Source organism: Deltaproteobacteria bacterium (genome assembly GCA_030690165.1).
Lineage (GTDB): Bacteria > Desulfobacterota > GWC2-55-46 > UBA9637 > UBA9637 > JACRNJ01.
The window spans coordinates 1-10,375 of the sequence record JAUYHF010000037.1; the positions used below are offsets into that span (position 1 = coordinate 1).

12 protein-coding genes are annotated in these 10,375 nt (G+C 41.4%); 7 read left to right on the forward strand and 5 right to left on the reverse strand.

What is annotated here, in order from left to right; genetic code table 11:
- Window positions 1-142: 142 nt before the first annotated feature.
- The 4 genes from Q8P28_06400 (at window position 143) to Q8P28_06415 (ending at window position 2,116) form a co-directional block, all read left to right on the forward strand.
- A complete protein-coding gene (locus Q8P28_06400) occupies window positions 143-796 on the forward strand; it encodes a hypothetical protein (protein ID MDP2682421.1) in 654 nt (217 codons plus the stop codon).
- A gap of 125 nt (window positions 797-921) precedes the next feature.
- Window positions 922-1,374 (forward strand): hypothetical protein, encoded by a 453-nt coding sequence (locus tag Q8P28_06405; protein MDP2682422.1) that lies wholly within the window; start codon window positions 922-924, stop codon window positions 1,372-1,374.
- Window positions 1,375-1,613: 239 nt separating this feature from the next.
- Window positions 1,614-1,832: an addiction module protein gene (locus Q8P28_06410; protein ID MDP2682423.1), complete on the forward strand. Its 219-nt coding sequence runs from the start codon at window positions 1,614-1,616 to the stop codon at window positions 1,830-1,832.
- Entirely contained in the window at window positions 1,829-2,116 is a 288-nt protein-coding gene (locus tag Q8P28_06415) for a type II toxin-antitoxin system RelE/ParE family toxin (protein ID MDP2682424.1), read from the forward strand. Before Q8P28_06410 ends, Q8P28_06415 begins: the two co-directional genes overlap by 4 nt.
- A gap of 10 nt (window positions 2,117-2,126) precedes the next feature.
- Here Q8P28_06415 and Q8P28_06420 read toward each other — a convergent pair whose 3' ends face one another.
- Window positions 2,127-2,360 (reverse strand): DUF1858 domain-containing protein, encoded by a 234-nt coding sequence (locus Q8P28_06420; GenBank protein MDP2682425.1) that lies wholly within the window; start codon window positions 2,358-2,360, stop codon window positions 2,127-2,129.
- A 323-nt stretch (window positions 2,361-2,683) separates the two neighbouring features.
- On the opposite strand from Q8P28_06420, the gene Q8P28_06425 reads away from it, so the two are divergent.
- The 3 genes from Q8P28_06425 to Q8P28_06435 all read left to right on the forward strand — a co-directional run bounded on the left by Q8P28_06425 (window position 2,684) and on the right by Q8P28_06435 (window position 6,344).
- On the forward strand, window positions 2,684-2,899 hold the full coding sequence (locus Q8P28_06425; GenBank protein MDP2682426.1) for a UXX-star (seleno)protein family 1: 216 nt from the start codon (window positions 2,684-2,686) through the stop codon (window positions 2,897-2,899).
- 128 nt (window positions 2,900-3,027) lie between these two features.
- Complete coding sequence (gene argS / locus Q8P28_06430) at window positions 3,028-4,695, forward strand: arginine--tRNA ligase (protein ID MDP2682427.1); 1,668 nt, start codon at window positions 3,028-3,030, stop codon at window positions 4,693-4,695.
- Window positions 4,695-6,344, forward strand: a complete 1,650-nt coding sequence (locus Q8P28_06435) for a VCBS repeat-containing protein (GenBank protein ID MDP2682428.1) — start codon at window positions 4,695-4,697, stop codon at window positions 6,342-6,344. The genes argS and Q8P28_06435 overlap by 1 nt, the downstream gene beginning before the upstream one ends.
- A 26-nt stretch (window positions 6,345-6,370) precedes the next feature.
- Here Q8P28_06435 and Q8P28_06440 read toward each other — a convergent pair whose 3' ends face one another.
- From Q8P28_06440 to Q8P28_06455, 4 genes are all read right to left on the reverse strand, one after another.
- A complete protein-coding gene (locus Q8P28_06440) occupies window positions 6,371-7,858 on the reverse strand; it encodes a phosphomannomutase/phosphoglucomutase (GenBank protein MDP2682429.1) in 1,488 nt (495 codons plus the stop codon).
- Window positions 7,842-9,305 (reverse strand): mannose-1-phosphate guanylyltransferase/mannose-6-phosphate isomerase, encoded by a 1,464-nt coding sequence (locus tag Q8P28_06445; GenBank protein ID MDP2682430.1) that lies wholly within the window; start codon window positions 9,303-9,305, stop codon window positions 7,842-7,844. The genes Q8P28_06440 and Q8P28_06445 overlap by 17 nt, the downstream gene beginning before the upstream one ends.
- 20 nt (window positions 9,306-9,325) lie before the next feature.
- Window positions 9,326-10,057, reverse strand: coding sequence for an ABC transporter ATP-binding protein (locus tag Q8P28_06450; protein MDP2682431.1), 732 nt, complete (start codon window positions 10,055-10,057; stop codon window positions 9,326-9,328).
- Window positions 10,050-10,375: ATP-binding cassette domain-containing protein (locus tag Q8P28_06455; GenBank protein MDP2682432.1), on the reverse strand; the 326-nt coding region annotated here is incomplete at its 5' end. The genes Q8P28_06455 and Q8P28_06450, both read right to left, overlap by 8 nt.

A 10,375-nucleotide genomic window follows, 5' to 3' on the forward strand; every position in this document is an offset into this window, starting at 1 on the left:
TTCACTTGCTTTGAAGCCTTGAGCGCGAAGAACGGCTATATGGTCTCTCTCTTCGCTGGAGAGATGTTTATATGTTTGTTTGTGCATTCACTTAGGATACCTTCCTTTCCTAAGTGTTGCACTTCCTTATTGAACTGGGGAAATGATATATAAAGAATTTGTTAAAAAAGCGGTAAGGATATTTACACAAAAGAAAAAGGAAAAAGGAATACTGAAAAATAGAGTATTTCGTGGAAGGGCAGCAACTTCTTCATCAGATTTAGAAAATCTGTTTGCAGTGGCAATAGCGGAATCAATTCCTAAACAATACTCTATTTTAGTAGATTATCCTTTATCTATCAAAAAAGGAAGCATGAGAGCTTTGACATTATATCCAGACATATCAATAGTTAAAGGTAATGTTTTGAAAGGTGTTATTGAGTTTAAGATAGATTTAGGGTATCTGAAAAAGGAATGGATAAATCAACATAAAACTTCAATAAAACAACTTGAAAATGCTTCTATTTTAAAGTATAAAAAAAATGTAGGTACTATCAAAGCAAAAAAAGACTGTTTAAAAATATCAAAAAAACTAGCATCCTGCGTTGTTGTCTTGAGTAGTGAAAATAGTCACAACAGATTAGATAAATTTAAAACAGAATTAAAACCATACATACTATTTAAGCGTGATAATGACGATAATGGTGTACATCCAAATTCTTCAAAAATGGAGTCTAATGAAATAATCAAAAAAATACTCAAAGGTAAAACAGATTGGCCCGAATTTATAAATTATTTGGAAGTAAATTATCCTTAACAAATCGCTCCAGCGGATTGTGTGCAAGCACGCAACCGCTGACATCAGACGTTAGCCGTTCAAAGCTCAAATATAAGGAGAACAATGTGACTTCTCGAATGGGAAACATATTTCTTAGTTTAGTAATGATTTTATTTATAATTCCTACTTCCTTATTTGCAGTTGAATTAGACAGAGATTATACATTGATATACCAGTTTACTACTGATAAAGGATATAAGATTTATTATCCCGTTAGGAATGGTTATTTTTGGGCAAAACTTGGATTGAAGGAACAACTATTATTTTTAGATGGCATGAAAAATGGTGAGAGATTGCTTTACTTAAATGTTTACGAAAACAAAAATTCAGAGAATGTCATAAATAAAATATTAGAGGGTCTTGAAGTAGGTCAAGAAACTAATTTTAAATTATCAGAAATATCAGCACAAATAGACATGTTTTATGAGGACGCCGCAAACCTAAATATACCAGTAATAGAAGCTTATCGTTATGTAACTAAGAGAACAAAAGGCGCAACATCACTGGAGCTTGATAATTTAGCAGCAACATTAAGAAAAAAGTATAACCTGAAATAAATATTTCGATATACAGTAAGAATAAATGAACGGCTAACAACCAGATGGACGTGAACGAGAGGCACAGAACGCTTTTTAAGGTAGCGTGAGTTTTAAGTTTGCAAATCGTCTTTTTTGCTCTTTTACATCTTTGCAGTGCCTCTCGTCAGTCATCAAGGCGTTATGCCTTACGCCTTATGAATTGCCAATAACAAGTTAGTAGCTAAAGTAACTTAAAAAGGGGGTAACTCATGCATGGAATGAAAGAAATAATCCAGGAAGCAGCGTCTCTTCCGGTTGAGGAAAGGGCTATAGTTGTCGATTCACTGCTCCGAACGTTCAATCCTCCAAACACGGAAATCGAGAGAGAATGGGTAAGAGTTGCCAAGCGTCGGCTCGCAGAGTTACGATCTGGCAGCATAAAAGCAATTCCAGGAAGTGAGGTGTTTGCGAAAATCCGGGAGCGTTTCGAGAAGTGACCTTCTCGTTTCATCCCGAAGCAAAAGACGAGTTTAATGAAGCTATTGAATACTACAAAAATTGTGAACCAGGCCTCGGTTATGATTTTTCTATAGAGGTGCTTGCTACCATCCAAAACATTGTCAATGTGCCAGACGCGCAAGTGAGCCGTCTGTCGTTGCCTGCCTGCTTTTATAAAGATGAAAATATAAAAACCCTGGCAAGGGCAATAAATAACACCATTGATTTGCCAGGGCTTTATGAAAAAATGAAATTAGATTTTAGGCGTAATCCACATGCCTGAAGGCTTGTCTCTACGATTTGCTTGCCTCGTCTTTTTTAGCAGCCTCTATCAGATCATTGACAAACATATTGACATCGGTAGAGTGCATTGAGCATGCCATTGAAATAGGCTCACTGCCAAAGGCTGGGCAAGTAAAGCACCCTGAGCCGAAGTGTTTTGAAAAGACATCTTTTGTTGACGGCCACCGGGTGGTTACCTCGCCTGTGGTCATATCGCCCGAGATGTTGATAGTATTAACTGACATATTTTCCTCCTATTCTTATTTGATGATTTAAGTATACTCAAACTGTTTCCCATAGTATATGATTTTAGTCATAAAAAAAGCAAGGGGTTTGAAATGACAGCCGATAGAAAGCGCTTGACTAAAGACCGAAAACCTTTTAAAAGTACAATACACTATTTGTGGAAGCCTTTTAAGAGAGTTATAGTGAAAGTAATAAATAACTTGACATTTCTTTCTGTCATTCCCGAGGTTTTAATCGGGAATCCAGTATTAAAAACAAAAACATGGATGCCCGATAGAAACATTCGGGCATGACATAATCAGAAACTTACAGGAGGTATTTTATGCTGGAAAAAGTTCTAATCTTTGGTAAGGATACCTGCCCCTACACAACGGCAGCCCGTGAGGATTATGCCAAAAAGGGTTATGATGTGCAGTATGTAAATGTGAAACAGGATGCTGTTGGCATGGAAGAGATGTTGAAATATTCAAGAGGCAGGAAGGATGTGCCTGTTATTGTGGACGGGCAAAAGGTAACCATCGGTTTCGGCGGCACCTGAGGGGTTTAATAATGCTGGCAGGCTGCCAGTGTGAGAGGTAATGGGGTAAACAATTAAGAAGCCGATCATGTCGGCGGCTTTATCACACCGTCAGGGATCGGCTTTTTCTATTTGGGGGAATAGCAATAATGATAGAGACCGCGGCAGATATTATAAAAAATGCCATAGATAACTTAAGGAAGAACGGCGGCATAAAAACAGAAGATATCCCGGATATCATCATAGAAAGGCCGAAGAGGGATGAATTCGGTGATTATGCAACCAATGTGGCTATGCTGCTTGCGTCTAAAGAGGCCAGGCCGCCCAGACAGATTGCTGAAGTAATAGTAAAAGAGATAAAACCATCTGCATCTGTAAAGAAGGCTGAGATAGCAGGGCCTGGATTTATAAATATCTTCATGCAGGATGATTACTGGCTTAACCTTCTCAAAGAGGTCTATAGCCTTAAAGAGAGATACGGCACAAGCAATATCGGCGCAGGAAAAAAGGTTCAGGTGGAGTTTGTAAGCGCAAATCCCACAGGCCCGCTGCATATCGGCCACGGAAGGGGTGCGGCAGTTGGCGATGCGCTTGTAAATATATTAAAGGCAGCGGGATATGATGTTACAAAAGAATATTATATAAACGACAAAGGGCGGCAGATAGAAACACTGGGCAGGTCTGTATATCTCCGTTATCTGGAACTCTTTGGTAAAGGGGTGGAACTTCCGGAAGATGCATATAAAGGCGGCTATATAAAGGATTTGGCGGGTGATTATAAACAGAAGTTTGGCGATAGTTATGCCGTTATGGGATACAAGGAGGATGCTGTCAGCAAGTTTGCTGAATTTGCCAAGGGTGAGCTTTTGGAACATATTAAAAAAGACCTGCTGGATTTTGGCGTAGAATTTGATAAATGGTTCAGTGAAAACGACGACCTCTGCAATAAAAATTTTGTTACGAAGGCCATGGAAGAGCTTCAGACAAAAGGCGTTATATTTGAGGAAGAAGGGGCCAAGTGGTTTAGAACAACTACGTTCGGAGACGATAAAGACAGGGTTTTGAGAAAGGCAGACGGGGAGCTTACATATTTCGCTTCGGATATTGCCTATCACAAGAATAAAATGGAACGAGGCTTACATGGCATGGTAAATATCTGGGGGGCGGACCACCACGGTTATGAGGCGCGCGTACGGGCTGCGTTAAAGGCATTTGGCTATAATGACAGCGTTCTTAAAATAATCTTTATTCAGCTTGTATCTCTTCTGAGAAATGGCGTGCCGGTGCCGATGGGCAAAAGGGAAGGGGAGTTTGTTACATTAAGACAGGTTATAGATGAGGTTGGAAAAGACGCATGCCGGTTCTTCTTTCTTATGAGAAAATCAGATGCGCATCTTGACTTTGACCTGGAGCTTGCAAAAAAACAGACCCCTGAAAACCCTGTTTTCTATGTGCAGTATGCGCATGCCAGGATATGCAGTGTTGTAAAGCATGCGAAGGAAAAAAAGATTGCAATTCCGGATACAGAAGGTGTAAATATTAAGCTGTTGAGCATTAAAGAAGAATTGGATATTATAAAAAAACTCGCCTTTTTTCCTGATATTGTAAAAGGAAGCGCCATTGCCATGGAGCCGCACAGGATAACATTCTATCTTCAGGAACTGGCGGCTATGTTTCACCCCTATTATAACAAAAACAGGGTTGTAACAGAGGACGCAAAGCTGACAGACGCAAGACTATATTTATGCGAGGCTGTGAGGACAGTCCTGCAAAACGGTTTAAAGCTTTTAGGAATTTCTGCGCCTGAGGAGATGTGATGAAAAACTCAAAAATGTTCTATTTACTGCTTACTCTTGCTTTGACGCTATTCCTTTCAAATGGCAAAGAGATTATTGCGGCAGAAGGGGTTAAGGTCGCCATTATTCCGTGGAATGTAAATGCAGAAGAAGGTCTGGGGTATCTCAAAGATGCGGTTAATGACATGCTTGCATCGAGGATTGGCTCTGAACCAGCAATAGAGATTATAAAAGAGTCTGCCATTAAATCAGTTGTGTCTAAATATGGCAAGGAAGTGATAACAGAGGATATTGCAAAAAACATAGGCAAGGAAGTTAATGCAGATTATGTTATTTTTGGAAGCATTACAGTAATTGCAGACAGCGTGAGCATTGATGCCAGGACAATAGCTTTAAAAAAGGCTATATCGCCTGCATCTTTTGCCTCTCAAAGCAAAGGGCTGGGGAATCTCATATCACTGGTTGATGAAACGGCCAAAGATGCAAGGTTCAAGATATTAAATGCAGAAGGAATAAGCGCTTCTGCAGGCAGTCCTGCTCCATTCTCTTCTGCTCCATCCTCTCCTGCATATACAGGTAAATTTATTGCAAAGGAAAAACCTGCTGAAACACTAAAAGAGGGAGATTTTATAATCGCAGAAAAATCTAATACAAAGGGTGTCTGGCAGAGTTCTCAATTTGCCGCAGCAATGATATCTATAGATATCGCAGATGTTGATAATGACGGGAAAAATGAAATTGTCATGATTGACAGCCACAATCTCTTTATCTACCGGCTTAAAGGGCAAACGTTGGAGCTCGTAAAGGAATTCAAGGGAGATGTCTCTGTTAAAAATTATAGTGTATCAATTGCCGATATAAATAATAATGGCATCCCGGAAATTTATGTCACAAGAATGGCGAATGACAGATTGGATTCCTATGTGCTGGAATATAAAGATAATGAGTTTAAAACCATTGTGTCTGATTTGAAATGGTTTATAAGGGTAGTGAAAGATCCCAAGACAGGTCAGATACTCATTGGCCAGAAATATAGCGATACGCAGGGATATTTTGGCGCGGTGCAAAAACTTGATTGGAAAGATGGAAAACCGCAGGAAGTTAAGATTATAGACATACCAAAGGGCTTAAATTTATATAACTTTGAAATGGCGGATATGGACAGAGACGGGACAGTGGATGTTATTGCGCTGGATGAAAGATATTATCTGCGCATTTACAATAAAGATAAAGATGGGATATGGAAAGAATTATGGAAGAGCGGAGAATTTTACGGCGGGAGCCTGAATCGTCTGGAGCTTGGGGCGTCTTCAATCGGTCAGGAGGCGGGTGATTTTATAGATATAAAGGCAAGGATTGTTTATGCCGACCTTGATGGGGATGGATTGGGCGAGATAATAATCAGCAGAAATAACCCCGGCGTTTTAGGCCGTTACTTCAAACTGACCAGGTCTTATGATAATGGTGAAATTATAAACCTCAGATGGGAAGAAAATAGTCTTGAAGAAAACTGGAAGACAAAGAAGATTGACGGTTATATTGCGGATTATGTTGTAAATGATATAGATAATGACGGCCAGAAGGAGTTGGTGATATTGGTTGTTCTGGATGGTGGAACAGGAAAGAGTTATGTTATGGCCTATAAGACAAAGAAAATGCCTTCAGAATAGAGAAAGGTGGATTGCGGCAGGCCAAACTATCTTGGAATGACTGTCTTTAATATGTCTTCCACAAAGCTCTTTATTTCTGTCAGCCCTTTTTCAGTGGCTGCCTCAAACCTGAGAACCAGAACAGGCTGTGTATTGCTGGCCCGAATTAGCGCCCATCCGTAGTCAAATACGAGTCTTAAGCCGTCTATCCTGATTATATCTCTTACCGCCGGGAGACCCCTTTGTTTTTGGCTTATCGTTTCTGACAATCTATCTATTACACCAAACTTCTTATCATCAGGACAGTCAATCCGTATTTCAGGGGTTGTGCATGTCTTTGGCAGACCGGCAAGGAGGCTGGAAAATCGGACAGCCGGTTCTTTAAATCTGTGTTTTGAAAATATCTCCGCCAGTCTGCATGACGCATAAATTGCGTCATCATAGCCAAAATATCTGTCTGCAAAAAATATATGTCCGCTCATCTCGCCTGCAAAAATTGCCCCTGTTTCTTTCATCTTTGATTTTATCAGAGAATGGCCTGTCTTCCACATAATTGCATTGCCGCCCAGCCGCTCTATCTCATCGTACATAACCTGCGAACATTTAACATCGCCTATAAATTTAAGTTTTGACTTTTGACTTTTGACTTTTGATTTTTCTAATATATCTCTTGCAAATATTATCAGCAGTTGGTCTCCCCATATGATTGCGCCATTTTCATCAACAACACCAATTCTATCTGCATCGCCGTCATAGGCAATGCCAAAATCAGCCTTTTGGGTTTTAACAGTCTCTATCAAATCTTTTAAATTCTCTGGGATAGTAGGATCAGGATGATGATTAGGGAAATTGCCGTCCGGCTCGCAAAAAAGCTCTATAACATCGCAGCCCAATTCTCTTAAGAGTTTAGGCGCAACAGGGCCTGCTGTGCCGTTGCCTGCGTCAACAACGAGTTTAACAGGGGTCTTAATAGAACCCTTAAATTGCCTTTTCAAATAATCTATATACGCCGGAATAATATCGTAATATTCTATTTTCCCCCGACCCCTGTCCCCTGACCCTTGATACCTGCCTTCTATTATCTTCCTTATCTCCTGAATCTCTTGCCCATATATAGTCTGTTTGCCAACGGTTATCTTGAAGCCGTTGAACTCAGGAGGGTTATGGCTGCCTGTTATCATAATGCCGCCTTCAAGGCTTAGATGAAATATGGAGAAATATTGCAGGGGCGTTGGACATTCGCCAATATCCACGACATCAACACCGGTTGAAATTATCCCTTCAATCAATGCGTCTCTTAATATGTTTGAACTGAGTCTGACATCCCTGCCAACGTTGACTTTGAGCTTTGAGCTTTGATTTTTGACTTTTGAGCTTTGACTTGTGACTTGTGACTTGTGACTTTTGACTTTTGAATTAAGATATATCCCGTATGCCATGCCTACGGCTCTGGCCGCTTCAGCGGTCAGGTCTTTGTTAAATATCCCCCGGATATCGTATTGCCGGAATATCTCCGGATTAACGTTTGTAATCATCAGACAGCCTTTCTATATCGTCCTCGCCAAGGTATTCGCCGTTCTGCACTTCTATAATCTGCAGCGGAACCCTGCCCATATTTTCAAGCCGGTGTTTTGTTGACATGGGGATGTATGTGCTCTCATTGGGATGCACATCATAAACCTCTCTGTCCTTTGTAACGCGGGCTGTGCCTGAAACAACAACCCAGTGTTCGCTTCTGTGGCGGTGAATCTGAAGGCTGAGCCTTGCGCCCGGCTTTATGAACAGCCTTTTTATCTTATACCTTTCGCCGGTTTCAAGCACAGTGTATGCCCCCCACGGCCTCTCAACTGTCTTGTGAATAAGATATTCTTCTCTGCCATGTTTTTTTAATTCATCAACAATCTTTTTAACATCCTGCGCCTTTTCCTTTCGGCATACAAGGGTGGCGTCAGCCGTGTCAACAACAACCATATCCTTTAAACCAATAGTTGCAACAAGCCTGCCGCCGCTGAATACAATAGAATCCCTGCTCTCAACATCAATAACATTGCCTTTAATTATATTGCCGTTTACATCATGGGGAAGCGCCTCATCAAGGGCTGCCCAACTGCCGACGTCCGACCATCCGATATCAGCAGGCACAACCATCACATTTTTGCTCTTTTCAAGCACGGCATAGTCAATGGATACAGTGTCAAGTTCTGAATATACCCCTTCTATAACTTTTTTTTCGTCTTTCGTACCAATTGTCTTTTCTATCTTTAAAAGCCCGTTGTAGAGCGCCGGCATATATTTTTTAATCTCTTCAAGGATTGCGGATGTCTTCCATACGAAGATCCCGCTGTTCCAGAGATAATTGCTGTCTTTCAAGTATTTTTGCGCTGTTTTTGCATCCGGTTTTTCAGTAAATTTTTCTACCTTTCTAACCCCTGTCCCCTGACCCCTAACCCCTGCCTTTATATATCCATATCCTGTCTCCGGCCTTGATGGTTTTATGCCAAGGGTTACAAGCCAGTTGCCTTCCGCGCATTTTATTGCTGTTTTCAATGTTTCAATAAATATGTCTTCGCTGCGGATGTTGTGGTCAGCAGGCAGCACAATCATAATCGGATCGGTTTTTGTCTTCTTAAGATAAACTGCTGCAAGGCCTATTGCAGGCGCTGTGTTCCTGCCAAACGGCTCTGTAATTATTTTTAGCCGGCCTTTGTCCTCCCCCTTTATCCCCCTCATGGAGGGGGATAGGGGGAGGAGACCCTTAAGATGGATGCTTAAATCAAACGTCAGCTTTTCACTTGTTACAATAGAGATATTCTCCTCTGGCACAAAGCCGCGAAGCCTTTTTATTGTCTGTCTGATCATTGTGTCTTCGCCAACTATCTTTAACATCTGCTTTGGAGAACTCTCTCTGGACAGCGGCCAGAACCTTGTGCCTGCGCCGCCTGCCATAACCACGGCATGGATATTTTTGTTTGCAGGTTTCATATCACAGTGTCTCCTTCTACCTAACCCTCTCCAAGATATGCAGCCCTAAGTTGAGGATTTTTCAAAAGGGTATCTGCATCGCCTTGCATAACAACCCTTCCTGTCTCCAGAACATAGCCTTTATTTGCAAGCCGCAGCGCTGCATTGGCATTCTGCTCCACAAGAAGGATTGTCATACCTTCCTGATTTATCCTTTTTATTATCTCAAAGATTCTATCAACCATCATAGGCGCCAGCCCCAAAGACGGCTCGTCTAATAAAATGAGTTTCGGTCTTGCGATTAAGGCCCTTGCTATCGCAAGCATCTGCTGTTCGCCGCCGCTTAATGTCCCGCCGTATTGTTTAAGCCTCTCTTTCAATATCGGGAAATATGCAAATATATTTTCCATATCTTCTGTAACGGTTTTTCTGACCTCTGACCCCTGACCCCTGACCCCTGTTTTTATATACGCCCCCATTTCCATATTTTCCATAACAGTCAATTGCGGAAATATTCTTCTTCCCTCGGGAACATGAGATATGCCCATTTCAACAACAACATGCGTTGGAAGGCCATCTATCCTTTTACCCAAAAACTCTATCTTACCCTTCTTGGGACAAAGGACGGCTGAAATGGTGTTTAGCATTGTTGACTTGCCTGCGCCGTTTGCGCCGATAATTGCAGCAATCCCGCCCTGGCTTACATCAATGGAAACGTCTTTTAAGGCCTCAATATTTCCATAGGCAGTATAAATATGAGAAAGTTTAAGCATACTCTCTTCCAAGATACGCTTCAATAACCTTTTTATCCCGCCTTATCTCGTCGGGCAGGCCTTCGGCTATTTTTATGCCGTGGTCAAGGACAAAAACCCTGTCTGATATGCCCATTACAACCTTCATGTCATGCTCAATCAGGAGTATTGTAATGTCTTTATCCCGTATAAGCCGTATAAGCCATTTAAGGGATTCAGTTTCTTTAGGATTCATGCCTGCCGCAGGCTCATCCAGAAGCAAAAGGACAGGCCCGCTTGCAAGCGCCCTTGCAATTTCCAGCCTTTTCTGCTCGCCGTAAGAAAGATTTCTCGCCCAAA

Coding starts and splice junctions, on each gene's coding strand:
- Q8P28_06400 (MDP2682421.1), top strand. CDS start 143: ATGATATATAAAGAATTTGTTAAAAAAGCGGTAAGGATATTTACACAA.
- Q8P28_06405 (MDP2682422.1), top strand. CDS start 922: ATGATTTTATTTATAATTCCTACTTCCTTATTTGCAGTTGAATTAGAC.
- Q8P28_06410 (MDP2682423.1), top strand. CDS start 1,614: ATGAAAGAAATAATCCAGGAAGCAGCGTCTCTTCCGGTTGAGGAAAGG.
- Q8P28_06420 (MDP2682425.1), bottom strand. CDS start 2,360: ATGTCAGTTAATACTATCAACATCTCGGGCGATATGACCACAGGCGAG.
- Q8P28_06425 (MDP2682426.1), top strand. CDS start 2,684: ATGCTGGAAAAAGTTCTAATCTTTGGTAAGGATACCTGCCCCTACACA.
- argS (MDP2682427.1), top strand. CDS start 3,028: ATGATAGAGACCGCGGCAGATATTATAAAAAATGCCATAGATAACTTA.
- Q8P28_06435 (MDP2682428.1), top strand. CDS start 4,695: ATGAAAAACTCAAAAATGTTCTATTTACTGCTTACTCTTGCTTTGACG.
- Q8P28_06440 (MDP2682429.1), bottom strand. CDS start 7,858: ATGATTACAAACGTTAATCCGGAGATATTCCGGCAATACGATATCCGG.
- Q8P28_06445 (MDP2682430.1), bottom strand. CDS start 9,305: ATGAAACCTGCAAACAAAAATATCCATGCCGTGGTTATGGCAGGCGGC.
- Q8P28_06450 (MDP2682431.1), bottom strand. CDS start 10,057: ATGCTTAAACTTTCTCATATTTATACTGCCTATGGAAATATTGAGGCC.